This window comes from Amycolatopsis stemonae, from assembly GCF_054781455.1.
In genome coordinates, this window is sequence record NZ_BAAGUJ010000005.1 from 565,736 (window position 1) to 590,145 (window position 24,410).

General features: G+C 71.7%; 23 protein-coding genes. 9 read left to right on the forward strand and 14 right to left on the reverse strand.

Annotation, left to right across the window (positions count from 1 at the left end):
• Positions 1-51: 51 nt before the first annotated feature.
• Together ACYVLJ_RS22080 and ACYVLJ_RS22085 are read right to left on the reverse strand one after the other, a co-directional pair.
• Entirely contained in the window at positions 52-990 is a 939-nt protein-coding gene (locus ACYVLJ_RS22080; RefSeq protein WP_460440100.1) for a carbohydrate kinase family protein, read from the reverse strand.
• The gene (locus ACYVLJ_RS22085) at positions 987-1,658 is read right to left on the reverse strand and encodes a class II aldolase/adducin family protein (RefSeq protein WP_451981421.1); all 672 of its coding nucleotides are present in this window, start codon (positions 1,656-1,658) and stop codon (positions 987-989) included. Before ACYVLJ_RS22085 ends, ACYVLJ_RS22080 begins: the two co-directional genes overlap by 4 nt.
• 53 nt (positions 1,659-1,711) lie before the next feature.
• Here ACYVLJ_RS22085 and ACYVLJ_RS22090 point away from each other — a divergent pair, with 53 nt between their 5' ends.
• From ACYVLJ_RS22090 to ACYVLJ_RS22105, 4 genes are read left to right on the forward strand one after another with little or no spacing between them, the layout of a single operon-like run.
• Complete coding sequence (locus tag ACYVLJ_RS22090; RefSeq protein ID WP_460440101.1) at positions 1,712-2,320, forward strand: TetR family transcriptional regulator; 609 nt, start codon at positions 1,712-1,714, stop codon at positions 2,318-2,320.
• 10 nt (positions 2,321-2,330) lie between these two features.
• Positions 2,331-3,128, forward strand: a complete 798-nt coding sequence (locus ACYVLJ_RS22095) for a thymidylate synthase (RefSeq protein WP_460440102.1) — start codon at positions 2,331-2,333, stop codon at positions 3,126-3,128.
• Positions 3,125-3,583, forward strand: coding sequence for a dihydrofolate reductase (locus ACYVLJ_RS22100; RefSeq protein ID WP_460440103.1), 459 nt, complete (start codon positions 3,125-3,127; stop codon positions 3,581-3,583). Before ACYVLJ_RS22095 ends, ACYVLJ_RS22100 begins: the two co-directional genes overlap by 4 nt.
• Before the next feature lies 1 nt (position 3,584).
• Complete coding sequence (locus ACYVLJ_RS22105) at positions 3,585-4,073, forward strand: hypothetical protein (RefSeq protein WP_460440104.1); 489 nt, start codon at positions 3,585-3,587, stop codon at positions 4,071-4,073.
• Here the strand turns inward: ACYVLJ_RS22105 and ACYVLJ_RS22110 are convergent.
• Both ACYVLJ_RS22110 and ACYVLJ_RS22115 read right to left on the reverse strand, forming a co-directional pair.
• Positions 4,048-5,112, reverse strand: a complete 1,065-nt coding sequence (locus ACYVLJ_RS22110) for a DmpA family aminopeptidase (protein WP_460440105.1) — start codon at positions 5,110-5,112, stop codon at positions 4,048-4,050. The two genes, ACYVLJ_RS22105 and ACYVLJ_RS22110, sit on opposite strands and share 26 nt — an antisense overlap.
• Entirely contained in the window at positions 5,109-5,711 is a 603-nt protein-coding gene (locus ACYVLJ_RS22115; protein WP_460440106.1) for a TetR/AcrR family transcriptional regulator, read from the reverse strand. The genes ACYVLJ_RS22110 and ACYVLJ_RS22115 overlap by 4 nt, the downstream gene beginning before the upstream one ends.
• Positions 5,712-5,831: 120 nt before the next feature.
• On the opposite strand from ACYVLJ_RS22115, the gene ACYVLJ_RS22120 reads away from it, so the two are divergent.
• On the forward strand, positions 5,832-7,211 hold the full coding sequence (locus tag ACYVLJ_RS22120; protein WP_460440107.1) for an APC family permease: 1,380 nt from the start codon (positions 5,832-5,834) through the stop codon (positions 7,209-7,211).
• Positions 7,212-7,263: 52 nt separating this feature from the next.
• On the opposite strand, the gene ACYVLJ_RS22125 is transcribed toward ACYVLJ_RS22120, so the two are convergent.
• From ACYVLJ_RS22125 to ACYVLJ_RS22140, 4 genes are all read right to left on the reverse strand, one after another.
• Positions 7,264-7,809 carry a snapalysin family zinc-dependent metalloprotease gene (locus ACYVLJ_RS22125; RefSeq protein ID WP_460440108.1) on the reverse strand — a complete coding sequence of 182 codons (546 nt, stop codon included), beginning with the start codon at positions 7,807-7,809 and terminating at the stop codon, positions 7,264-7,266.
• Positions 7,810-7,961: 152 nt separating this feature from the next.
• Positions 7,962-8,519: a TetR/AcrR family transcriptional regulator gene (locus ACYVLJ_RS22130; RefSeq protein WP_460440109.1), complete on the reverse strand. Its 558-nt coding sequence runs from the start codon at positions 8,517-8,519 to the stop codon at positions 7,962-7,964.
• A gap of 1 nt (position 8,520) precedes the next feature.
• Positions 8,521-10,008, reverse strand: coding sequence for an MFS transporter (locus ACYVLJ_RS22135; protein WP_460440110.1), 1,488 nt, complete (start codon positions 10,006-10,008; stop codon positions 8,521-8,523).
• Positions 10,009-10,081: 73 nt separating this feature from the next.
• The gene (locus ACYVLJ_RS22140) at positions 10,082-10,333 is read right to left on the reverse strand and encodes a hypothetical protein (RefSeq protein ID WP_460440111.1); all 252 of its coding nucleotides are present in this window, start codon (positions 10,331-10,333) and stop codon (positions 10,082-10,084) included.
• 237 nt (positions 10,334-10,570) lie between these two features.
• Between ACYVLJ_RS22140 and ACYVLJ_RS22145 the strand changes: the two genes are divergently transcribed.
• Positions 10,571-10,801: a hypothetical protein gene (locus ACYVLJ_RS22145; protein WP_451981456.1), complete on the forward strand. Its 231-nt coding sequence runs from the start codon at positions 10,571-10,573 to the stop codon at positions 10,799-10,801.
• Positions 10,802-10,946: 145 nt separating this feature from the next.
• Here ACYVLJ_RS22145 and ACYVLJ_RS22150 read toward each other — a convergent pair whose 3' ends face one another.
• A complete protein-coding gene (locus tag ACYVLJ_RS22150; protein ID WP_460440112.1) occupies positions 10,947-12,116 on the reverse strand; it encodes an ROK family protein in 1,170 nt (389 codons plus the stop codon).
• Between the two features lie 137 nt (positions 12,117-12,253).
• Here ACYVLJ_RS22150 and ACYVLJ_RS22155 point away from each other — a divergent pair, with 137 nt between their 5' ends.
• Genes ACYVLJ_RS22155 through ACYVLJ_RS22165 form a run of 3 tightly spaced genes read left to right on the forward strand, consistent with a single transcriptional unit; the run spans position 12,254 to position 17,450 of the window.
• Positions 12,254-13,696, forward strand: coding sequence for an APC family permease (locus ACYVLJ_RS22155; protein ID WP_451981462.1), 1,443 nt, complete (start codon positions 12,254-12,256; stop codon positions 13,694-13,696).
• The gene (locus ACYVLJ_RS22160) at positions 13,693-16,563 is read left to right on the forward strand and encodes a glycoside hydrolase family 2 protein (protein WP_460440113.1); all 2,871 of its coding nucleotides are present in this window, start codon (positions 13,693-13,695) and stop codon (positions 16,561-16,563) included. The genes ACYVLJ_RS22155 and ACYVLJ_RS22160 overlap by 4 nt, the downstream gene beginning before the upstream one ends.
• Positions 16,560-17,450: an ROK family protein gene (locus tag ACYVLJ_RS22165; RefSeq protein ID WP_460440114.1), complete on the forward strand. Its 891-nt coding sequence runs from the start codon at positions 16,560-16,562 to the stop codon at positions 17,448-17,450. The genes ACYVLJ_RS22160 and ACYVLJ_RS22165 overlap by 4 nt, the downstream gene beginning before the upstream one ends.
• A gap of 47 nt (positions 17,451-17,497) precedes the next feature.
• Here ACYVLJ_RS22165 and ACYVLJ_RS22170 read toward each other — a convergent pair whose 3' ends face one another.
• The 5 genes from ACYVLJ_RS22170 to ACYVLJ_RS22190 form a co-directional block, all read right to left on the reverse strand.
• A complete protein-coding gene (locus ACYVLJ_RS22170) occupies positions 17,498-18,709 on the reverse strand; it encodes an MFS transporter (RefSeq protein WP_460440115.1) in 1,212 nt (403 codons plus the stop codon).
• Between the two features lie 61 nt (positions 18,710-18,770).
• On the reverse strand, positions 18,771-19,766 hold the full coding sequence (locus ACYVLJ_RS22175) for a LacI family DNA-binding transcriptional regulator (RefSeq protein WP_460440116.1): 996 nt from the start codon (positions 19,764-19,766) through the stop codon (positions 18,771-18,773).
• Positions 19,767-19,823: 57 nt separating this feature from the next.
• Positions 19,824-20,861, reverse strand: a complete 1,038-nt coding sequence (locus ACYVLJ_RS22180) for a hypothetical protein (RefSeq protein ID WP_460440117.1) — start codon at positions 20,859-20,861, stop codon at positions 19,824-19,826.
• On the reverse strand, positions 20,858-23,140 hold the full coding sequence (locus tag ACYVLJ_RS22185; RefSeq protein WP_460440118.1) for a hypothetical protein: 2,283 nt from the start codon (positions 23,138-23,140) through the stop codon (positions 20,858-20,860). Before ACYVLJ_RS22185 ends, ACYVLJ_RS22180 begins: the two co-directional genes overlap by 4 nt.
• The gene (locus tag ACYVLJ_RS22190) at positions 23,137-24,405 is read right to left on the reverse strand and encodes a hypothetical protein (protein ID WP_460440119.1); all 1,269 of its coding nucleotides are present in this window, start codon (positions 24,403-24,405) and stop codon (positions 23,137-23,139) included. The genes ACYVLJ_RS22185 and ACYVLJ_RS22190 overlap by 4 nt, the downstream gene beginning before the upstream one ends.
• Positions 24,406-24,410 lie beyond the last annotated feature (5 nt).

Here is a 24,410-nt window from a genome sequence, read left to right on the forward strand (position 1 = left end):
GAAATCGTCAAGTCAAGGGGTCGCGATGCAGGAAAGCTGCAATCCGGTCGATCAGTCCAGTGGGAGCGTCGGGGTCGACGCGGCAAAGGCGTCGGCCGCGGCCAGGTCGAACTCGCCGTGGTCGCTGCCCAGCCCCCGGGCCACCAGGGCCGCCGCCGCGCAGCCGAGCACCGCCGCCTCGCGCGGCGACCGGCCCAGGCCCGCGCCCCGCAGGAACCCGGCCGAGAACGCGTCGCCGCAGCCGGTCGTGTCGACCACCGGAACCGCGTACGCCGGGACGGCGATCGTTTCTTCCGCCGTCACCACCAAGGCGCCACGCGCGCCCCGGGTCACCGCCACGCAACCGACGCCCCGCTCGAGCAACGTCCGCGCGCCGTCTTCGAGGGTGGGTGCGCTCGTCAGGCCGAGCACCTGGTCCTCGTTGGGCAGCAGGTAGTCCAAAGAGGACAGCACCGGGTCGATCCAGGCGAGCACGCCCGGGTCGCCGGGGGCCAGCAGGTCCGCGGACGTCACGACGCCCGCCGCGAGCGCCGGCGCCAGGAGTGACGCCGCCTTCGCGCCGCCCATCAGCTCCGGCCCGCCCAGGTGCAGGTGGGTGACGCCGGAAAGGTCCGCCGCGAAGTCCGACGGCTCGTACGTCAGGTTCGCGCCGGGGACGTGGAAGGCGGGCCGGCTGCCGTCGGGGCGGATCGGGAGGACCGACGCCGACGTCTGGACCTCCGCGCGCCGCCGCACCAAAGACGTGTCGACGCCGTACCGCGCGAGCATCGTCAGCAGCAGGTCGCCGACCGGGTCGGTGCCGACGGCGCCCGCCGTGCGGACCTCCGCGCCGAGCTTCGCCAGCGTCACCGCCGTTCCCGCGGCCGTGCCGGCCGGTCCGAAGCGGATCTGCTCGACCAGCGCCGCACCCTGCCCTTCGGGAATGGCCTCGACCGGCCGGACCTGCACGTCGAGGACGTGCGCTCCGAGCGTCACGACCGTCTGCGTCACCGGTCCTCCAGGCGCCGCGGCCGGCCGTACCCGCGCTGCGCCGCGGCGGTCACGACGGCTTCCTGCTGGAAGTCGTCCAGCACCCGGGGCGCGCCGAGCGTCGCGGCCCGCACGTACAGGCCGCACGCCCACTCCAGCAGCAGGGCGTTGTCCATCGCCGCGTCCAGCGTCGGGCCGTAGGCGATCGCGCCGTGGTTCGCGAGCAGTGCCGCGGTCTTGCCCTCGAGGGCCGTGAGCGTCGCCGTGACCAGCTCCGGGGAGCCGAACACCTCGAACGGCGCGACCCGGATCGAGCCGCCGAGGGCGAGCTGCTGGTAGTGCACGCACGGCAGTTCGTCGAGCACGAGGGCCACCGCGGTGGCGTGCGGGGAGTGCGTGTGCACCACCGCGCCCGCGCCGAACCGCCGGTAGATCCCGAGGTGCAGGTCCAGTTCCGAGGTCGGCGCCAGCTCGCCGGCGACGACCGCGCCGGCCAGGTCGACGACCGTGACGTCGGCCGGGGTGGCCGCGCCCAGCACGACGCCCGTCGCGGTCACCGCCACGTGGTCGCCGGTCCGGGTGCTCACGTTGCCCGCGGTCCCGATCAGCAGGCCCTCGCCCGCCAGGCCGGTGCTGGCCCGGGCCACCGCGCGCCGCGCCTCGTCGAGGGTCGAACTCCCCACTGCCATGGCCCGAGGCTAGGATAGATCCGAATCAAAGTCACGTTCAGGTTTGAGGTGTGATGAGCGAACCGCGGCTGCGCCGCGTGCCGCGGCAGGAGCGGTCGCGGCAGAAGCTGGCCAAGGTGCTCGAGGCAGCCGACCGGCTGCTCGCGGAGGACGGCGTCGAGGCGCTGACCACGACGCGCGTCGCCGCCGCGGCCGGCGTCTCGGTCGGGGCGCTGTACCAGTACCTGCCGGACCGCGACGCCATCACCGAAGCCCTCGCCGACGGCTACCTCGCCCGTCTCGAAGACCTCATGACGGCTTTCGCCGCGCAGGCGGCGCAGGAGACCTGGGACGACCCCGTCGGCCTGCTCGTCGACGCCTTCGCCGCGCTCTACCGCGCCGAACCCGGCTTCCGCGCCCTCTGGCTCGGCCGCGGGCTCACCGAGGCGACGCGCGAAGCCGACCGCGCGCACAAGGCCGTGATGGCCACCGGCGTGCACCGCGTGCTCGTCGCGCAGGGCCTGCTCCGCGACGACGACCACGCCGCGACCGCGTGCCGCACCGCGTTCCTCGCCGCCGACGCCGTCATCCAGGAGGCGTTCCGCGCCGACCCCGACGGCGTCGCCGCGCTGCTCGACCAGCTGAAAGCCATGCTCCGGGCCTACCTCGCGACGCTCGTCTAGGCTCGCGGGCATGCCCGACACGCAGTACGAAGACCTGCTCAGCCACGTTCTCGACACCGGCGCCCGCAAGGCGGACCGGACCGGCACCGGGACGCGATCGATCTTCGGGCACCAGCTGCGCTACCGCCTGGCCGACGGCTTCCCGCTGATCACCACGAAGAAGGTCCACTTCCGCTCGATCGCCTACGAGCTGCTGTGGTTCCTGCGCGGGGACTCGAACGTCGGCTGGCTGCAGGAGAACGGCGTCACCATCTGGGACGAGTGGGCCGCGCCGGACGGCGACCTCGGCCCGGTCTACGGCGTCCAGTGGCGGTCCTGGCCGACGCCGGACGGCGGGCACGTCGACCAGATCGGCGAGGTGCTGCGCACCCTGCGCGAAAACCCGGACTCGCGGCGCATCATCGTGTCGGCGTGGAACGTCGCGGACATCCCGCGGATGGCGCTGCCGCCGTGCCACGCGTTCTTCCAGTTCTACGTCGCCGACGGCGAGCTGTCCTGCCAGCTGTACCAGCGCAGCGCGGACCTGTTCCTCGGCGTGCCGTTCAACATCGCGAGCTACGCGCTGCTGACGCACATGATCGCCGAGCAGGTGGGGCTCGGTGTCGGCGACTTCGTGTGGACCGGCGGCGACTGCCACATCTACGACAACCACGAAGAGCAGGTCCGCAGGCAGCTCGCCCGGGACGCGCGGCCGTTCCCGGCGCTGAGCCTCAAGCCGGCGGACAGCCTGTTCGACTACACCTACGAGCACATCGCGCTCGACGGCTACGACCCGCACCCCGGCATCAAGGCCCCGGTGGCGGTGTGATCGGCCTGATCTGGGCGCAGTCCGCGAACGGCGTCATCGGCCGCGACGGCGCGCTGCCGTGGCACCTGCCGGAGGACCTGAAGCACTTCCGCACGGTGACCTCGGGGGCGACCGTCCTGATGGGCCGCCGGACGTGGGAGTCGCTGCCGCCGCGGTTCCGGCCCCTGCCGGGGCGCCGCAACGTCGTGCTGTCGCGGACGCCCCAGGACGGCGTCGAGACGTTCCCCGAGCTGGCCCCGGCCCTCGCGGCGGTCTCGGGCGACGGCTGGGTGATCGGCGGCGCGGCCGTGTACGAGGCGGCACTGCCGTTCGCGGACCGGATCGTGGTCACCCAGCTGCGGGAAACCTTCGAGGGCGACACGCGCGCGCCGGACGTCGGCCGCGAGCCGGACGCCACGGGGGAGTGGCAGGAGTCGTCGACCGGGCTGCACTACCGGTTCCTGACCTGGGGATAGCGTGCGCAGTCCCGAACACCTGGCCGCCGTGCTGCGAGAACGGGCCTACGGCAGCATCACCTGCCTGAGCACCCTGCTCCTGCTCGCCGGGCGGCTCGGCGAACCCCTGAGCGGCTGGGCCGCGCTGCTCGACCTCGCGATCGCCACCGGCGGGATCTGGGCCGCGAGCCTGTTCGCCGAGTACGTCTCGCACCTCGCCCTGCACGACGCCGACGGCGAACGCGCCGACGTCCGCCTGCTGCTGCGGGCGAGCGGTCAGATCCTCGAAGCGGCCGTGCTGCCCGCCGTCCTGCTCGTCGCGGGCGCGCTCGGCGTGCTCCGGCTCCGGACCGCGATCTGGGCGAGCGTCTGGCTGCTCGTGGCCGAGATGGGCCTGTTCGCCCTGCTCGCCGTGCGCCGCACGCGCCTGCCGTGGTGGAAGCAGCTGCTGCTCGTGGTCGTGCTCGTCGGGCTCGGCCTGGGCGTCATCGCCCTGAAGACAGCGCACTGAGCGCGGCGGGTACGCGGTGGCCGAGCCGCCCGGTCGTCTCACGGCCGGCCGCCAGGGCGTTGAGCACGGCCTCCTCGACGACCTGGACGACGGCTTCGAAGAACGGGTCGAGCCGGCCCCACGGCACGAACCGCAGGCTTTCGTACTCGGCTTCGGCCGTGCGGGGGAACGTGCTCGTGAGCGCGCCCGGGTTCGCCGTGCTGAAGGCCAGGAACAGGTCGCCCGAGAAGTGCGAGCCCGTCGTGCCGGTGCGGGCCAGGCCGAGCGGGACGCGGCGGGCGAGCGCGGTGCACTGGCCGGGCAGCAGGGGCGCGTCCGTCCCGAGCACGACGATCACCGAGCCCGCCCCGGCCGGCGCCGCCCAGTCCTCCATCGGATTGTCGTCCGTCAGCGAGAGTCCCACGGGTGAGCCGGCGACCGTCAGCTCGCGGCGGCTGCCGAAGTTGGCCTGCACGAGCGCGCCCACGGTGTACTCGTCCGCGCCGTGGGCGACGACCCGGGACGCCGTGCCGGTGCCGCCTTTGAAGCCGTAGCAGGTCATCCCGGTGCCGCCGCCGACCGAGCCTTCCTCGAGTGCGCCGGACCCGGCGGCGTCGAGCGCGGCCACCGCGTGTCCACTGTGGATGGTCGGGGCGTTGATGTCGTTGAGGTAGCCGTCCCAGGTCTCGGCGACCACCGGGAGCAGCCACTCCGCGGCGACGTCGGGGCGTTCGCGCACCACCCAGTCGATCACGCCGCGGTGGCACGGGCCGACGGCGTGGGTGTTGGTGATCAGCACCGGCAGGCTCAGTGACCCGGTCTCGGCCAGCCACGCGGTGCCGGTCATCTCGCCGTTCCCGTTGAGGGAGAACGTCCCGGCGGCGCACGGCACGGCGAAGTCCGCCCGGCCGCGGGGGAGGATCGCGGTGACGCCGGTGCGCACCGCCTCGCCTTCGACGAGCGTCGTGTAGCCGACTTCGACGCCGGGGATGTCGGTGAGCGCGTTGTGCGTGCCGGGCCGGCCGGGCAGCGTGATGCCCAGGTCGCGGGCACGGGTCATGACAGGTCCTCCCGGGTGGTGGCGGTGCGGGCGTAGGAGAGCAGCATCGCTTCGGCGGTGGCGCGTTCGAGCGTCGGCACGGCCTGGGTGAGGTGCAGGCCGTAGCCGTCTTCGAGGGCGACGAGGTTGCGTGCGATCGCCACGGCGTCGGCGGTCAGGGTGAACTCGCCGCTCGCCGCGCCGGCTTCGAGGATGCCGGTGTAGATCCGCACCTGCCGTTCGTACAGCGAGATGTGCCGGGCGGCGTAGGCCGGGTCGCGCCGCGCGATCGTGCCGAGTTCGTAGAGCAGCACGCAGAGTTCGTCGTCCGGCCCGGTGGGCAGGCCGCTGCGGATCGTCGCCACCAGCCGGTCACGCGGCGAGCCGCCCGCCGCGGCCTGCTCGCGCGTGGTGCAGAACCGCTCGACGGCCTCGTGCTGCACCTCCCGCAGCAGGTCGGCCAGGGTGGGGAAGTAGTAGAGCACCGAGCCGGACGACAGGCCGGCGCCGTCGGCGATGTCCCGCAGCCGCAGGTTGAGGACCCCGCGTTCGACGACGGCGCGCCGCGCCACGGCGATCAGCTCGGCCCGCCGCTCGGGGGCCCTGCTCGGTCGTGCCATGCCGGTCATTCTTCGAAGGATCTTCGGAAAAAACAAGCCCTTGACTTGTCTGCCTGGAGCGCCTTTGATGCGTGGTCACCTGGTTGTTCGAAGGAGCTTCAAAGAACTGGAGGCCCGCTCGTGACCACCCCCGCCCTCCGCCGCGGCCTGCGCACCCTCGGCACCCTGCTCATCACGCTCTCGGCGATCAGCCCCGCGTCGTCGGTGTTCATCATCGCGCCGGGGGTGCTCACCGGCGCCGGGACCGGCGCGTTCCTGAGCTTCGCGGCCGCCGCGGTCGTGGGCGTGTTCATGGCGTTCGTCTACGCGGAGCTCGCCTCGGCCTTTCCGCTGGCGGGCGGGGAATACGCGATCGTCGCCCGCACCCTGGGGCGGCTGCCCGGCTTCGCCGTCCTGGGCCTGATGATCATCACGCAGGTGCTCATCGTCGCGGTGATCGCACTCGGCGCCGGGACCTACCTGAGCGTGCTGTGGCCGGGCCTGCCCGGTCCGGCGGTCGCCGCCGCGACGTGCGTGCTGGCCGCCGTTGTCGGCGTCTTCGACATCAAGCTCAACGCGTGGGTCACCGGGATCTTCCTCGCCATCGAGATCCTGGCGCTGGTCGTGGTCAGCGCGCTCGGCCTGATCCACCCCGCGCGGCCGTTCACCGACCTGGTCGCGCACCCGGTGGCGGCCGACGGCAGCCCGGCGACGGTCGGCGCCATCGCGATCGCGGTGGCCGTGGCGATGTTCGCCTACAACGGCTACGGCTCGGCGGTCTACTTCGGCGAAGAGACCCAGGACGCGCCGCGCAGCCTGGCTCGCGCGATCCTGCTCGCGCTCGGCATCACGGTGGTCGCCGAACTCGTCCCGGTGACGGCGGTGCTGCTGGGCGCGCCCGACCTCGGGCAACTGTTCGGCGCGGAGAACATGTTGTCCGCCTTCATCTCCGCCCGCGGCGGCAGCACGCTCGACACGGTGCTCAGCCTCGCGGTGGCGCTCGCGATCATGAACGCGGTGCTGGCGATCGTGCTGATCAGCTCCCGGCTGGTGTTCAGCAGCGGCCGCGACCGCGCCTGGCCCGGCGCGGTCAGCCGGGCCCTGGCGGCGGTGCACCCGCGCTTCGGCACGCCGTGGGTGGCGACGGTCGGCACGGGGGTGGTGGCGGCGCTGCTCTGCTACGTCGACGCCCAGGTGCTGCTGGTGGTGACGAGCACGTCGATCGTGGCGGTCTACGCGGCCCTGTGCCTGGGCGCGATCAACGGCCGCCGCACCGGCGCGACGGCGCACGCGGGGTACCGGATGCCGTGGTTCCCGGTCGCGCCCGTGCTCGCGCTGGTCGTGCTGGTGTTCGTGGTGTACCAGAACGTGCTGGACCCGGCGGTGGGCCGGCCGAGCCTGATCGTCACGGCCGCGATCATCGTGCTGGCGTCGGCGTACTACGCACTGGTGCTGCGCCGCCGCGGCGGCTGGCGCCTGGCCGAGCCGTCGCCGGCGGCCGAAGAACCTGCCCGCGACTGACGGGGAAACGGCCCCGGGTGCTCGCCCCGGGGCCGTTTCAGTGAAGCGTGAGTCAGAAGCCGTAGATCCGCTGTTCGGCCTGCTTGGTCGCGACGAGACCGTTGGCCCACAGCGAGTTCACCCGGCTGCGTTCGGTGGCGTTGGGGACCGCGTTGGTGCAGGACGGGCCGGGGCCGCCGCCGGACATCAGCTCCGAGCACGGGCCCGAGTAGTGGTCCGGCAGCCCGAGGGCGTGGCCGGTCTCGTGCGCCGCGATCCGGGTCGGGTTGTACTGGCGGGCCTGGGTGTAGTCGATGAAGATGGTGCCGCTGCCGTGCCCGTTGGTCTGGGCGTAGGAGCCGCGGGGGTCGTTGCCCTCGGTGTAGCGCAGGCTCGCGCCGGAGTTGCTCTCGACCAGCCTGACGTTGGTCACGCTGCGGTTCCAGTTGGCGGCGCCGGCGTTGATGACCGACCGGAACGACGGCGCGCTGGCGGTGCTGTAGTAGACCGTCGTGACGGCGGCCTCCTGCGAAGTGGCGGCGACCGCGGTACCCGCGGCGACCGGGGTAACGGCCAAGGCGAGCGCAACGGCGCCGGCCAGGGCGAACTTCCTCGACATCGGAAGACTCCTCGTGGGGGACGGGGATTTGCCGGTTTTGCGCGCGCTGTCGAAAATTTACCGGTTGTTCCCCGTCCCGGGAGCCGACTTCCGTAGGGGCCGTGGAGTGGTGATTTCCCAATACTGACAGCGGGTTGACAAAGAGGCCGGGGTCAGGGCTCGAGGGTCATCGCGATGAGCTGCTCTTCCAGCTTCCGCGCCGCCGCCACCTCGAGGCCGACGCCCCACAGCGGGGCCGTGCTCGCGCCGTCCGCGGCCGCGATCACCAGGGTGACCACGTGGTCCGGGAGGCCGTCCTCGCGGAGGTCGTCGTTCCACTTCTCCGCGTCCGCGCGGGCGATCTCCGCTATCTCGGGGATCGAGATCAGCTGGGCGACCAGGGCGATGTTCTCGCGGACGGCCACCTCGTCGTAGGAGGTGTCCAGGGACGCCCGGACGTACGCGCGGGTCAGGCGGCCCGGGGCCCGGTCCGCCGGGTCGAGGGCGGCCAGCACCTCCGCGCGGTAGGTGTCGAGGATGTCCTGGGCGAGCGTGCGCACCAGGGCGTCCTTGGCCGGGAAGTGGTACAGCAGACCGCCTTTCGACACGCCCGCCGCCTTCGCGATGTCGTCGAGCGACGCCGAGATCCCGCGCGTGCGGATGACCGATCCGGCCGCGTCGAGCAGGGCCCGGCGCGTCTCCTCCGGGCTGCGCCCGGCCTTGCGAGGCATGTCAGTCCTTTCCGGACGGAATGGTCCGCCAGGCGATCACCGCCGCGATCGCGGTGACGACGGCGGCCGCGACGGACGTTACCTGCATGGCGCCGGTGAACGCTTCGCGGGCGGCCCGCGCCAGGTCCGAAGCCGGGTCCAGGACGGTCATCGCGCCGGCGAGGGAGTCCCGCGCCGCCGCGGGGACGTCCGCGGGCAGGAACGCGCGGTACACCACGGTCACCACCGAGCCGAGGACCGCGATGCCGAGCGCGGCACCCAGCTCGTACGCGGTTTCCGAGATCGCCGACGCCGCACCCGCCTTGTCGCGCGGGACGGCCGAAAGCACCGAGTCGACGGTCAGGGTCAGGGCCAGCCCGACACCGAGCCCGACCGGCAGCAGGGCCAGCGCGAGCCAGCCGAAGTGCGACGCCCGTTCGGTCACCGCCACCAGCAGCAGCCCGAGCGCGGCGACGCCGAGCGCGGCCGCGACCGCGCGGCCCTTGCCGAGCCGCGCGACGACCACGCCGACGGCGGCGACGACCACGATCGAGGCCAGCGTCGCCGGCATCTCGGCGAGACCGGCCTGCATCGGGCTGAACCCGCGCACCAGCTGCAGGTACTGGGAGAAGAAGAACAGCAGCCCGGTCAGCGCGAACACCGAGACGAAGTCCGCGAGCACGGCCCCGCTGAACGCGCGGTTGCGGAAGAGGGCGACGTCGATCAGCGGGTGCGCGGCCCGCCGCTGCCGGCGGACGAAGGCCGTCCCCGCGGCGAGCCCGAGCGCGGCCGCGACCGCTGCCGGTGTGTCGATCCCCGAGCCGACGGCGTGCTTGACGGCGTAGACGAGCGGGACGATCGCGGCCATCGACAGACCGGCCGAGAGCAGGTCGAACGGGCCCGGGTGCGGGTTCTTCGACTCGGGCAGCAGCAGCGCGCCGGCCACCAGGAACCCGGCGACGATCGGCACGTTGATCAGGAACACCGAGCCCCACCAGAAGTGCTCGAGCAGGGCGCCGCCGACGAGCGGCCCGAGCGCGATCCCGCCGCCGGACCCGGCCGACCAGATCGCGATGGCGCGGGTGCGCTCGCGGGGATCGGTGAACAGGTGCCGGATGAGCGAGAGCGTCGACGGCATGATCGTCGCGGCGGCGATGCCGAGCAGCAACCGGGCGACGATGAGCACGCCGGCGGTGGGGGAGAAGGCGGCCAGCGCCGAGGCCAGCCCGAACGCGGCGGTCCCGAGCAGCAGGACCTTCTTGCGGCCGAACCGGTCGGCGAGGTTGCCCGCGGTGACCAGCAGCCCGGCCAGGGCGAGGGAGTAGATGTCGCCGATCCAGAGGATTTCGGTGGCGCTCGGCGCGAGCTCGCGCGTCAGCGAGGGCACGGCGAGGTAGAGCACGGTCCCGTCGACCGCGAGCAGCAGGACGGCGCCGACGAGGACGCCCAGCGCCGCCCAGCGGCGCCGGTGGCTCAACGGCTCGATGGCGGAGGGAAGGGTCGTCGTCATGCCAGTTACTATACCGTCTGGACGGTACAGTAATGCGGCGAGACGCATCACACCTCGTCGACTGCGCTGCGGGTCAGTGCCGGTTGAGCTCTTCGGCCAGGATCAGGTCGACGTGCACGGCCGCGTGGCCCAGGACGCGCCGGGCGGCGGCGAGGGCCGTCAGGGCGACCAGCACGCTCGTCCCGACGAGCAGGCCGCCGACGGAGTCCCCGGGGATCACGGCCGCCACCGAGGCGGCGACCAGGACCGGAGGCCACCACCGGGCGGGCAGGGCGTGGCGCGGGCGCCGGAGCCCGGCTCGCGTGGGGTGCCGGTGCAGGCCCATTTCGCCTCCGATCCGCCATCGGGTGGTCCTGCATCATGACTGACCGGATCATGACGCGTTACCGGGTATTCGCGTTCCGTACACGTTCGCGCGAAATCTCCGTCTAACGGCCCAGTCGTCCGTGCTGACGGTGGTGGGCTCCGAGGGTGTCATCACCGCATCGGGGCTCGCATGAGGGCCGGCGGAGTGATACAGCGAACGCGGTCCGCCGGTCGCCGCCGCGCCTAAACTGGAGGTATGACGGCGGAAGACCTCATGATCGAGTTCGCCCTGACGCGTCTGGACCACCCCGACCTCGACCTGGAGGACCTGGCCGCGCTGGTCGTCCGCCGCGGGGGCCTGGAGCGGGAACTGGAGTTCGCGGCCCGCAACCTCGCCGACCGCGACGAACTGCGCGGCGCGACCTTCCCGACGGCGGTGGAGTACGTGTTGCGGGTGGTCCTGACCCTGCGAGGCCCGTCGGACTGAGCTGCGGCGCGACCATGCCTGCGGGGGACCTTGCCCGCTGGGCGCTGCAGGGCGCGACTTTGCCCGCGACGGCCTTGCCCGCGGCGAGTTCGCGGCCGGGCGGGTGCGTACCGCCGCCGATCGTGACCCCGCGGGAACCGTCGGACTAGGCCTCGGCCGCGCGCCGCAGGCCCCGGCGGTCGAACACCAGGTCCCGGGCCGTCCCCAGGGCCGTGGCGATCGCTCCGGCCAGGACCGCGTCCTCGCCGAGCTGGCCGGCCACGATCTCCGGCACCACCGGGACCGTCGCCGCGAGCGCTTGCCGCATCGGTGCCACCAGCAGGTCCGCGTTGCCGCCGATGCCGCCGCCCAGCACGATCAGGCGGGGGTCGAGCACCGCCGTCACCGCCGACACCACGTACGCCAGCTTCTCCGCCTCCTCCGAGACGACCTGCAGGGCCCGCGCGTCCCCGGCGCGGGCCAGCCCGAAGACGTCCTTGGCCGAACGCGCCCTCGTCAGGCCCAGCGCGTGGGCCGCCTCGACCACCGCCTGGCCCGCCGCCGCCGTCTCCATCGGGCCCGGACGGCTCTGCGCCGCGCCCGCGGGGAGCGGGCCGAACGGCAGGTCCGCGATCTCGCCCGCCGCGCCGTGGGCGCCGCGGAACAGCCGGCCGTCCACCAGCAGGCCCATGCCGATGCCCGTGCCGACCGTCAGGCACACCAGGACGTCGACGCCCAGCGCCGCCCCGAGGGCGTGCTCGCCCACCGCGCACAGGTTCGCGTCGTTCTCCACGACGACGTCCGAGCCGGCGCCCGCCAGGGCCGCGACGAGCTCGTGCAGCAGCCCGCGCCGCTCCCAGCCCGGGAGGTTCGGCGCGCGGTGCACCGTCCCGGTCGCCGGGTCCGGGACGCCCGGCGTGCCGACCACCGTCGAGACGACGTCGTGGGCGCTCAGCCCGGCCGAGGCGATCGCGCGTTCGACGGATTCGCTTACGGTGCGCACCAAAGCGCTCGCGGAGCGGCACCGGTTGGGCTCGTCGAGCCGCGCGACGATGCTGCCTTCGAGGTCGGCCACGGCGATCCGGATCGCCCGCCGTCCGATGTCGACGCCGACGACGTGGCCCGCGTCCGGCGCGGCCTGGTAGACGACCGCCGCGCGGCCCGGTCCGGCCAGGCTGTGCCCGGTGGTTCGGACCAATCCGTGCTGCTCCAGATCGAGGAGTGCCTGTCCCACCGTCGGTTTCGACAGTCCGGTGTCGGCCGCGATCTGCGGCCGCGTCGCCTCGCCCTGCGCGCGCAGCCGGTCCAGGACCAGGCGCTGGTTCAGCGCCCGCATGTTCGCCGGTGTTCCTACCTGCGGCCCGTTTTGCCCCACACATCCTCCTGCGTTGCCGCAAGTTTACCGGCGGAACCCTTCCGGCCCACCACGTTCTATGTTAAGAAACTTTACTAACTACTGGACGGAGGCACGCCGTGAGTTCACCCACTCGTTCAGGGGACCCCGGAGCGGCGGTTCCCGCGCAACCGGCCCTTGAGCGCAAGATCGGCCCGCTGCAGGCGACCGCGATCAACATGACGCAGATGTGCGGAATCGGCCCGTTCGTCACGATTCCGGCCATGGTCGCCACGATGGGCGGCCCGCAGGCGATGTTCGGCTGGATCATCGGGGCGATCGTCGCGCTGGCCGACGGGCTCATCTGGGCCGAGCTCGGCGCCGCGATGCCGGGCGCCGGCGGCACCTACCTGTACCTGCGCGAGGCGTTCCAGTACCGCTCCGGGCGGCTGATGCCGTTCCTGTTCGTGTGGAGCGCGGTGCTGTTCATCCCGCTGATCATGTCGACCGGCATCATCGGCCTGGTCCAGTACCTCGGCTACCTGATCCCCGGCGTCACCGACGACGCGGGCACGACCCCGCTGGGCAAGATCATCGGCGTCGCCATCACGCTCGTCATCGTGGCCGCGCTGTTCCGCAAGATCGGCCAGATCGGCAAGCTCACCACGGTCCTGTTCGTGGTCATGCTCATCGCCGTCCTCACCACGATCGTCGCGGCGTTCTCGCACTTCAGCGGCGCGCAGGCGTTCGCCTTCACGCCCGGCGCGTTCAGCTCGGCCGGTGACGGCACCTTCTGGGGCGGCCTCGGCGCCGGCCTCATCATCGCCATCTACGACTACCTCGGCTACAACACGACGGCCTACCTCGGCGGCGAGGTCCGCGAGCCCGGCCGGACGATCCCGCGCTCGATCATCTACTCGATCCTCGGCATCATGGGCCTCTACTTCCTGCTGCAGGTGGGCGTCCTCGGCTCGATCCCGCTCGACGAGCTGAAGAGCGCGACCTCGGTCGCCTCCAGCGTCCTCGAGCAGGCGTGGGGCACCGTCACGGCGAAGGTCGTCACCGTCTTCATCGTCGTCGCGGCCATCGGCTCCGTGTTCGCCGGCCTGCTCGGCGGCTCGCGCGTGCCCTTCGAAGCCGCACGGGACAAGGTGTTCCTGCCGATGTTCGGCAAGCTGCACCCGAAGCTGAACCTGCCGACCGCGGGCGTGCTCACCATGGGCGCCATCACGATCATCGGCTCGCTGTTCACGCTGACCGACGTCATCAACGCCGCCGTCGCCACCCTGGTCATCATCCAGTCGCTGGCCCAGGTCGCGGCGATCTTCACGCTGCGCCGCCGCCAGCCGAACCTGAAACGGCCGTACAAGCAGTGGCTGTGGCCGGTGCCGACGCTGCTCGCGCTGGTCGGCTGGGTCTACATCTACGTCTCCGCGACCTGGCTCTCGATCGGGCTGTCGCTGGGCTGGATCGCCGTCGGCGCGCTCGCGTACCTCGGCTACGCGAAGGCCGAGCACACCTGGCCGTTCGGGCCCAAGGAGATCAAGGAAGCCTTCGCCGGCACCGAAGGAGCCCCGGCATGACGAAGAAACTCGCCGCCATCGCCGCGTTCCTCCTGGTCCCCGGGGTGCTGAGCGTGACCGCGCCGGCTTCGGCGCAGGAGCCCGCCCAGACCGGCGTCGCGAAGCCGCACGGCCTCAGCACGATCGGCCTGCAGGGCTGGCAGGTGCTCACCACTGCGAACGTCAAGGACGGCGGTGACCAGGTCTCCACGCCCGGCTACGCCACGAAGGGCTGGCTGCCGGTCAAGCCGGACGACGCGGGCGCGCCCGGGACCGAGATCACCGCACTCGTCCAGAACGGCAAGTGCCCGGACGTCTTCTACTCCGACAACATGCGCAAGTGCTTCGGGTACGTCGACAAGCTCGGCCCCGTCGTCACGAAGCCGTTCTCCGACCCGTGGTGGTACCGCACCGACTTCACCCCGGACATCAAGGCCGGCCAGCACGCGAAGCTGACCATCCCGGGCATCGTCGGCGAGGGCGACGTCTGGGTGAACGGCAAGCTCGTCGCCACCAAGGACGTCGTGAGCGGGGCGTTCGCCGGGCACACCTTCGACGTCTCGAAGCTGGTGAAGCCGGGCAAGAACACCCTGGCGATCAAGGTCTACCCGAACAACCCGCTGAAGATGTACACCCTCGACCAGGTCGACTGGGGCCAGATCCCGCCGGACAACGACACCGGCATCCAGTTCGCGCCGACCCTGCAGGTCGGCGACGCGCTCACCGGCGACAACGCGCACGTCGTGCAGGACAACGCGCCCGACCTGTCGAGTTCGAAGCTGACGGTGAAGGTCGACGTCACCAACGACACGGCCACCGCGCAGACCGGCGACGTCGCCGCGACGATCACCCCGCCGTCGGGCGCGCCGGTCGTCGTCCACCAGCGCGCGACGATCCCGGCCAACACCAAGCAGACGGTCACGTTCGCGCCGGTGAAGATCGCGCAGCCGAAGGTCTGGTGGCCCTATTCGATGGGTGACCAGCCGCTGTACACGCTGAGCACGGCGGTTTCGCAGGACGGCGTGCTGTCGACGTCGTCGAAGAGCACCTTCGGCATCCGCACGGTGACCTCGCGCCTGGTCGGGAAGTCCGCGCCGCTGCCCGCGGGCGCGCGGCAGTTCACCGTCAACGGCAGGGACTTCGTGTTCCGCGGCGGCGGGTTCGCCCCGGACCTGTTCCTGCGCTACGACTCCGCCGACACCGCGCACCAGATCGCGCTGATCAAGAACATGGGCCTGTCCGGCGTCCGGCTCGAGGGCCACGACATGCCGCAGGACTTCTACGACCAGGCCGACCGCGCCGGCCTGCTGGTGATCGGTGGGTTCATCTGCTGTGACGCCTGGCAGCCCGACACCGCCGCGCAGCTGGGCGAGCGGGACCTGCGGATCATCCACGACTCGTCGGTCAGCATCGCGCAGCGCGAACGCAACCACCCCAGCGTGTTCAACTACGGCTGGAGTGACAACGAGCCGTTCCCGAACCAGGAGGAGGCCGTCCTCAGCGCCTTCAAGCAGGAGGACTTTCAGGTCCCGGTGATCGCCTCGGCGGAGTACAAGAGCACGCCGACACTGGGCAACTCGGGGGAGAAGGAAGGCCCGTACGACTGGGTCCCGCCGTCCTACTGGTACGACACCTCGCACTTCGACGCCTCCGACGACAGCCGCACCAACGCGGGTGGTTCGTGGGGCTTCGCGAGCGAGCAGAGCGCCGGGCACACCGTGCCGACACTCGACTCGATCAAGCGGTTCCTCTCGCCGGCCGAGCAGGCGAAGCTGTGGCAGGACCCGGCCTACAACCAGTACCACGCGAACTTCGAGCCCGACCACGGCGGTTACGCGTTCGGCACGCTGTTCACGCTGGACCAGTCGATCACCCAGCGGTACGGGAAGTGGAACTCGCTGAAGTCCTATGTGGACCTGGCGAACATCGCCAACTACGAGAACACCCGCTCGCAGTTCGAGGCGTTCCTGCACCACTCGACCGACCGGAACAACCCGTCGACCGGCGTCGTCTACTGGCAGCTGAACAAGGGCTGGCCGACGCTGCTGTGGTCGCTCTACAACGACGACGGCGACCAGGCGGGCGCGTTCTTCGGCGCGAAGAAGGCGAACAAGCCGCTGCACGCGATCTACGGCTACGACAACGGGTCCGTTACCCTGGACAACCTCGGCGCGGCCACCCAGTCCGGGCTTTCGGTGCAGGCCCGCGTGCTCGACACGGCGGGCAAGGTGCTCGACGACCAGACGGCGTCCGGGCTCTCGCTGGGTTCGCAGGGCGTGCGCACCGGGGTGCTCAAGCCGAAGGTGCCGGCCGAGACGAAGGCGCCGGCGCCCGCACAGGTCTACTTCGTCGAGCTGCAGGTCAAGCAGGGCGGGAAGGTCGTCGACCGCAACGTCTACTGGCTCTCGACGCAGAAGGACGTCGTCGACTGGGGCAAGACGCTGGGCAACCCGCAGGCGACGCTTGCGCAGTACGGCAACCTGCAGGCCCTGCAGAACCTGCCGAAGTCGCAGGTGAGCGCGGTCGCGTCGACGCGTTCGAACGGCGGCGACACCGTCACCACGGTGACCGTGACCAACACGGCGAAGACGCCGGGCGCGGCGTTCTTCCTGCGGGCCGACGTCCGCCGCGGCACGCCGGACGGGCACGAGGGACCGGGCGACAACCAGCTCGTGAACGCGACCTGGGACGACAACGACATCACGCTGTGGCCGGGTGAGTCGCAGACGCTGACCGTCACCTACAAGGCGTCCGACCTGCGTGGCGCGGCGCCGGTGATCAGCGTCGACGGGCTGAACACCGGCCGGATCGTGGTGCCGGCGGCCGGCGGGTACGGCCACCACGGGGACGCGGCCGTCGCGCCGCAGATCGAGGGGATTCGGGAGTGACTGAGGAACGGGTTCTCGGGATCGACTTCGGCGGCACGAAGGTGGCGCTGGGGCTCGCCGGCCACGACGGGACCCTGCTGGCCACGCGCCGGCTGGACACCGACGCGCAGGCGGGGGCCGAGCAGGTGGTGGTGCGGGCGCTCGCCGGAGCCAGGGCCCTCCTGGCCGAGGCGGGCGAAGCCCCCACCGCGATCGGCGTCGTCAGCCCGGGGATCGTGCTGCCGGACCGCATCCTGCTCGCGCCCAACGTGCCGGGCTGGGAGCAGCTGCGCCTGGCGGAGCTGGTGGCCGCGGAGTTCCCGGCCGTGCCGGTCTCGGTCGGCACGGACGCGAAGGCGGCGGCCTTGGCGGAGTGGCGGTGGGGTGCGCTGGCCGGGGCCGACCCGGCGGTGTTCCTCTCGCTGGGCACCGGCATCGCGGCGGCGGTGCTGGTCGGCGGCCGGTTGCTGACCGGCGCCAACGGAGCTGCGGGCGAGATCGGGTACAACCTGCTCTCGCCGCAGGACACCGAGGGCTTCGCGAGCGGAGCGGCGCCGCTCGAGGAAGCCGTCGGTGGGCGTGGGCTGGGCGGCCGGGCGAGCACGTTGCTCGGCCGTCCGGCTACCGCCGGCGAGTTGTTCGCCCTGGCCAAGGAAAACGTCGAGGCCAAGGAGCTGGTGACGGCGGCGCTCGACGAGCTGTCCATGCACGTGGCCAACCTGGCGATCGCGCTGGACCCGCAGCGCATCGCGGTCGGCGGCGGGCTGGTGCGCTCGGCGGACGTGCTGCTGCCGGCCCTGGCGGACCGGCTCGCGCACGCGGTGCCGTTCCCGCCCGAGCTCGTCTCGGCGCGGTTCGACCAGGACGCGGCACTGCTGGGCGCGGTGGCGCTGGCCCTGGGCGGTTAGGCGTCCGGGTGGCGTGCCGGTGCCCCGACCCGGTGCGCCACCCGGCTTCAGCCCGTGGCCTCGGCCATCGCCAGCTCCGTCCGGCGGAACGCGGCGGGGGAGAGCGTGAACCACACGAGCACGGCGCTGACCGCCTGGACCGCCGCCGCGACCACCCAGACCGCGCGCAGGCCGAAGTGCGCCGCGACGAAGCCGCCGGTCAGCGCGCCCAACGGCGTCAGACCCCAGGCCAGCGCCCGGTGGCTGGTCAGGACCCGGCCGAGGAGCGCGGCCGGGGTGAAGCGCTGGCGGCTGGACTGCGAGCAGACGTTCCACAGCAGCACGGTCGCCGTCAGGGAGATCAGCACGACTCCGATCAGGGGCGGCCACGGCGGCAGGACGGCGAGCAGCAGCTGCGCCACCACCCCGAAGCTCTGCCCGATCCGCATCGACCACGAGTAGCCGATCCGGGCCACGACCTGCTGCACGACGAACGACGAGGCGATCCAGCCGAAGGCCAGGCACGCCAGCAGCAGGCCGTAGCCGACCGAGCCGACGTGCAGGACCTGCGTCGCGTACAGCACGAACATCGAGGTGCCCGCGCTCGCGGCGAACGAGCCGAGCGCGACGTTGAGCGTGATCGACCGCAGCAGCGGAGTCCGCACCAGGTGCCGCAGCCCGGCCGAAAGGTCCCGCAGCGGATGGGTGCTCGCGGCCACCACGGACTTCGACGGGATGCGGCGGGTCAGGAGCACCGCGAGCAGCGCACAGGCCGCGGCGAGCCAGGCGGGCGCCCCGGCACCGGCGGCGATCAGGAACCCCGTCAGCGGCGGCACGACGAACTGCACGACACCCCGGTCGATCACCTGCAGCCGAGCGTTGGCGTGGGCGAGGCGGTCCGGCGGCACGATCTCCGGCACGAGCGCCCCGCTGGCGCCGTCCCCGAGCACCTGCGCGGTGGTGACGACGAAGGCGACGACGAGCAGCACGGGCAGGCTGAGCAATCCGGCGGACGCGACCACGGCGAGCACGACGGCGGCCCCCACCTGCACGGCGTAGGCCCAGGCGAGCACGGCGGTCCGCCGCACGCGGTCGATGAGCACCCCGGCGAAGAGCGACAGCAGCAGCCACGGCGCCTGCCCGGCCACGTTGACCAGCGAGATCTCGCGAGGATCAGTGGTGACCGAGACGGCGAGCAGCGGAAGCGCCGCGAGCATCAGCCCTTCGGCGGCCGAACCCGACACCGCGACGGCCTGCAGCCGCACCCACCTGTCCGTCACGCGCGCGCCCCCATGGCCGACAGTCTTTCACGCGCCGGCAAACGATTTTCGTGACGTAATTTCAGCGGCGCACGCGGGTCGACTCGCGGACGACCAGTTCCGGGGCGAACACCACTGCCTGGCGTTCCACCGTCGTGTCCGCCGTCTCGGCCAGGAGGAGTTCCGCCGCCGTGCGGCCGAGGCGCTGGGCCGGCTGGCGGACCGAGGTCAGGGGGACCGCCGCCGCGCCGGCGAACTCGATGTCGTCGTAGCCGACGATCGCCATCTCGTCCGGGACGCGGACGCCCGCGCCGACCATCGCCTGCAGGACGCCGAGGGCCAGCAGGTCGTTCGCGCAGAACACGGCCGTCGGGCGGGGGATCGTGCCCAGCAGGCGCGCTCCCGCGTCGCGGCCCGAGGAGACGTCGAGGCCGATCGCCTCCAGGACCGTCAGCTGTACCGCCGAGCCGTCCAGCGCCGTGCGCAGGCCCTGTTCGCGGTCGCGGCACTGGGCGAGGATCGCGGGGCCGTTGACGAACGCGATGTGCCGGTGGCCGGTCTCCAGCAGGTGGCGGGCCGCGAGCGCGCCGCCCGCGATGTCGTCCACCGCCACGGAACTCGCCTCGGACGTGGGGGCCTTCCGGTCGACGAAGACGTACGGCGTGCCGCTGCGGCGGAACGCGCGCAGGGCCTCACCGGACGTCGCGACCGGGCTCAGCAGCACCCCGCGGACCCGCTGCTCGGCGAACATCGCCAGGTAGGACGCCTCGAGGTCGGGCCGCTGGCCGCTGTTGCAGGTGATGATGTTGAGGCCTTCGGCGTGCGCGGCCTGCTCGGCCCCGCGGGCGACGTCGACGAAGAACGGGTTGCCGAGGTCGAGCACGAGCAGCCCCATGATCCGGCTCCGCCCGGCGCGCAGCTGCCGCGCGGACTCGTCGCGCACGTAGCCGAGCTCCTCGATCACCGACAGGACCCGGTTGCGCGTGGCCGCCGCGACGACGTGCGGCCGGTTGACCACATTGGACACCGTGCCGATCGAGACGCCCGCGCGCCTCGCGACGTCCTTGATGCCGACCACCGCACCCCCTCGCCGAGAAGGCGTCAGGCTACCACGGTGCTGAAACGTTTCAGGGCACTACCCGGCCGGTGGTGGTGGAGGTCCGGACGTCGATCCGTTCTCCCGTCCGCCGAGCGAACCGGAAGGCGGGGAACCGGTGAACGACAACTGGCGCGCCTCGTCCGTGCCGGAGATGACCCGGTTGATCGAGACCTTGAGCCACTCCAGGGTGACCCGGACCTGGTCGTCGATCTGCCACCGGTCGAGGGCGTCGGAGGCGAGCAGCTTGCTGATGAAGTCGAAGACCTGCCGCCGGTGCGTGTCCCGTTCGCCGACCAGCGCCTGGACCACCGGGGCCACCTGCTGGGGGTTCTGGGCCAGCTGGAGCGCGAACTGGTCGATGTCGCCGCCCTCGATCAACGTCTTGAACGCCTGGACCTCGGAGGCCAGCCGCCGGTTGTGCTCGGTCTGCTTGTCGGTCCGCAAACGCACGAGCACCCTGGTCCACAGGCCGTGCTCGTGCTCGAGCCAGGTGTGGTCGAACCGGGCACCCGCTGCCTTCTCCGCGGCTTCGACGTCCCCCACCCGCAGCGACCGCGTCTCTTGCCGGAGCCGCTCGAGCAGCAGCGGGACCAGCACCCGGCGAACGTCCGTGACACCTTCTCGCACGACGAGCGCGGGGTCGGCGACCCGCCACTGCACGTCGACCGTCGCCCGGAAGACGAACGTGTCGCCGGCGCTCGGCAGCGTGATGCCCAGCGTCAGGCGGCGCAGGGACATGTCGACCTCGTAGAGGCTCCGGAACCCGCCCCACAGCATCTTGGCCAGGCTCGGCTGCCGCCCGCCCTCGAAGGTCGTCAAGATGCCTTTCTTGTCAGCGAAGACCGTCGTCGTCCACGGGCGTGCCGGGGCGCGGCGGATCAGGAAGTCCAGCCGCCCCACCCGGTACTCCCCGACCAGGGGCCTGTAGTTGGAAGGTTCGATGGTGCGGACCTCTTCTTCGGGAAGGCCCTCCTGCTTCGCGTCTTCTCGCCAGTTCGGTTCCGGCTTCCCGGGTGACTGCGCTTCCTCGGGCGGCGCTGCGGACTCACCCTGCTTTTTCTTCTCGTCACTCATGCCAGCGAATACCTTTCCCTCCGGGCGCGGACCGCGTCTTCCAGCCGCGCCGCGACCTCGGGCCGCAGCGGGTCGGCCCAGTCCTGCTGCAGCCTCTCGATCAGGTGCCTCAGCCGCAGTTCGTCGCTTTCCGCCTCGATTACGTAGGGGAGGAACCGCGCCAGGGTTTCGAGGCATTCGTCGTCGCGTTCGGCCACGCGGATCCACTTGCTGATGAACTGCTTGGCGATCTGCCCGCCGGCGCGGGCCCGCAGCGACTGGCGCAACAGGTCGGCGATCGGCTCGGTCAGCGCCGGCTCCTGCCATTGCAGGGTCAGCAGCAGCGGCCACTTCTTCGCGGCTGCCGGGACCTGTGGCCGTTCGCCGCTCACCGAGATCGTCAGGTAGGAGAGTTCGAACCCGTAGAGGTCGGTCAGGTGGTCCATCGCGGACAGCGCGAGACGGCGAAGGCTCGTGCGATCACTCCGGATCCACTGGCCGAGACAGTCGAGCACCGGCTGGATTTCCCCGAACGCCAGCAGTTTGGCGATGCTGAACCCGGCGGTCGAGACGACGTCGTCTTCGTCGGGGCTGGTCCACGCCGAACGTTCCGACGGGGTGCCGAGGATGCGCAGCTCGTCGAGCGACTCGGTGACACGTCGCCGGCCGAGCGTGAACCCGTGGGCAGCCGCCGCCGTCCAGCGCACGGGGGTGCGGCCGGTGCGGCACCAGCCCCGCAGCCACTTCCGGATCTTCGGCTCGAGGTCCTCGTTCTGGGCGGCCACGTCCAGGGCGATCGCCGCGGACGTACGCCGCTGCGCCGTGTTGTTCTTGCCCGGTGCGGCGACCGCACCGGGTTCGATCATCTTCGTGAAGCCGTAGACGAAGTCGAGGCCGCACAGGAACCCGGTGGCCTGGGCGGCGCGGACCCAGACCAGGGGCCACTGGCTCTTGCACAGCTTGGTCAACCACGAGGCGATGGCGTCCCGCATGCGGTGGTGGTTCTCCCAGACGTACTTGAGGACCGCGCTGGGATACCGCTCGTCGTGGAAGACCAGCAAGGGCATGGACACCAGTTCCTGCCCGATGGTGGTTTGACCGTCGATCATCTTGGCACGCAGGGAGGGCAGGCGGTTGTCCTGGTCGTCGGAGAACAGGGAGATGCGCCGCGTTCCGCTGGCGCCGGTCGCCTTGACCAGCCGTCCGGCCAGTCGCCGGGCCGCGTCGGCGACGATGTCGTAGGGAGATTTGTTGAGAACCGCCAACGCGATCCTGAAGGCGGCGAGGCGCAGCGCTTCGTCCCGTTCTTCCACTGACAAAACCGCTTGAAGTTCGGCGAACCATTCGGCGACCTGGATCGACACGGCCGCCGCGGCGGCACGCTCCACGTCTACCTGCGTGATCAAACCTCGCGCGTGCTGGGCCAGCAGGGCGGCCATCCGGACGGATTCAAGGGGGCGTGGACAGGGTCCCAGCGCCTTGGCCACCCAGTCCGCGTCGAGCATTCCGTGCCAGCGGTTCTCGAATTCCTCGTCGTCGTCCGTGCGGGCTTCGTGCGACAGGTTCTTCTCGAGCAGTTTTCCGGCGTCAGGCGCCGAATAGTCGAAGGCATACTCTCCGAAGACGTCCAACGGGCGAGGGTCGGCCCCGACGACCAGGACGCAGTACGACCGGTGCTCCCTGAACAGTCCGTGCAGCTTGTCGAGATGCGCTTCGGAGAGGGAACCCGCGATGCGGCGCGGGACCTCGGCCACGTAACCGGCATCGTCTTCGGGCAGTCCGGCGTCGGTCAGGGACTTGACCGTGTCGCCGCTGTCGAGGCGGAAAACGCGATCGGGGGCGAGACTGTCGAGGAGGTGGACGGCAGTGGTGTACCGGCCGGTTCCCGGCTGCCCTCGCAACAGCAGAACCCGGTTGACCTTGAGAGCCTCGAGCATCTTCGAGTGCCCGGAAACCTCGAGGTAGCGGTTCCGGACCCAGATCAGGACTTCTTCGCGCACCGGCCCGGACCGGCGTGACACCGCCTGCCCGACGAAGATCTGAGTCCGGTCGCCGACCTGGAAATCCCTGAATTCTCCCCGGCCGATCGACACGCTGTACTGGTTGACTTCGCGGGAAAAGTAGGGCTGGCCTTCGACGTAGGCACTGGTGACACCGCGGTTCTCGTCACCCAGCAACCGGTCGGCTTCGTTCTTTTCGGTGGGGCCTGGTCCGGCCTTGGCGTCGGCTCCCTTGCTGCCGGACGTTCCCGCGCTGTCCGATTTCCCCGGTGTCGAAGACGCGTCCGATGTGTCGGTCATCGCGGCCGACCGTCAAGGCCATGGACGTCGCCGAAGATGAACGGGGCGGTGAACGTGCCCTGGCCGATGGCCGGAGAGTTGTTTCCGAAGGTGGTGACGGAGCCGGCCGCGCCGGCGCCGGGCCGGACGGTTTCGGGCTGCTCGGAGCCGGGCGCGGGGCGTGCTTCCGGGGGCACCGAGTACCCTGGAACCCTGATCCAGCACCCTGTTCCGGTTTCCGTCTGCCGGTAGGACTCCGGGAACACCAGGCGACCACCCCGCCGCACGACCGCCTGGTACGCCGGGTCGGACACCGCGACGACGAGGCGGCCCGCCGGCGCCCACGCGAGGAGGCGGCAGGTCACGTCCGAACCCGCGAGTTCGACGGCCTCAGCACGGGCGACGGCCGGGTCGGCGTCCAGCGCGACGCCGACTGCGAGCCGGGTGCCGGGGAACCGGGTGGCGACGGCTTCGCGGAGGTGCTCGACCCAAGTCCCGGCCAGGAGCGTGCCGGGCAGGCCGGCGGGCACGTCGAGGGCGATCTGCTCCCCGGTGTCGGTAGTCCGCGCGGGCAGGGGCGTGCCGACCGCTTCGAACGACTTGGCGGCGACCTCGTCGAAGAACCCTGGCGGCGGCTGACCGGGACCGGCGAACCGCAGGCCGACCGCGAGCGCGCCGAGATGGGTCCGCAGACGCTCGCGGGCGACGCCGGGCACGTGAAGCCACGCTGTGGTGAAGAACCGCTTCGCGGGCTCCGCCACTTCGACGCGGACGAGGTCGTCCGCCGACAATGACGTGTGGCGTTGCTCTACCGAATCGAAGATCGGTTCTGAGACGGCGAGGACGAGGTTCGCGTCAGGAAACGCCTCGAGAACGTCCCGAACGATCCGGGCGTCGCGGATGCGGCAGACGTGGACCGGCGCCGTTCCGGCGAGGCCAAGGTCCCCCGGAATGATCACGCCGTGGTGGACCGCCACCCGCAGCCGGAGCCGGGCCGGGAATTGCCGGTCGTGGTTGTACCGGCCGAGCCACTCGTCCAATTCGCGGACGAAGGGCCCGACCACCTTCGGCTCGGCGTTCGCGTCGGTGATCGGCGTGAACAGGCCGTCACCGGCGTCCTGCCGTTCCCACCGCCCGGGGTCGAGTCCACTGCGTTCCGCCGCGTGCCGGACCGCCGTCGCGAGGGCCCTCTGAAGCTCGCGCTGCTGCTGGTCGTCACGCGTTCCGTAACGCCAGGCGTCCAAAGCGAGAAGAAGCGTTCGGGAGAACTGTTCGTCGTCCGCCACGGGGA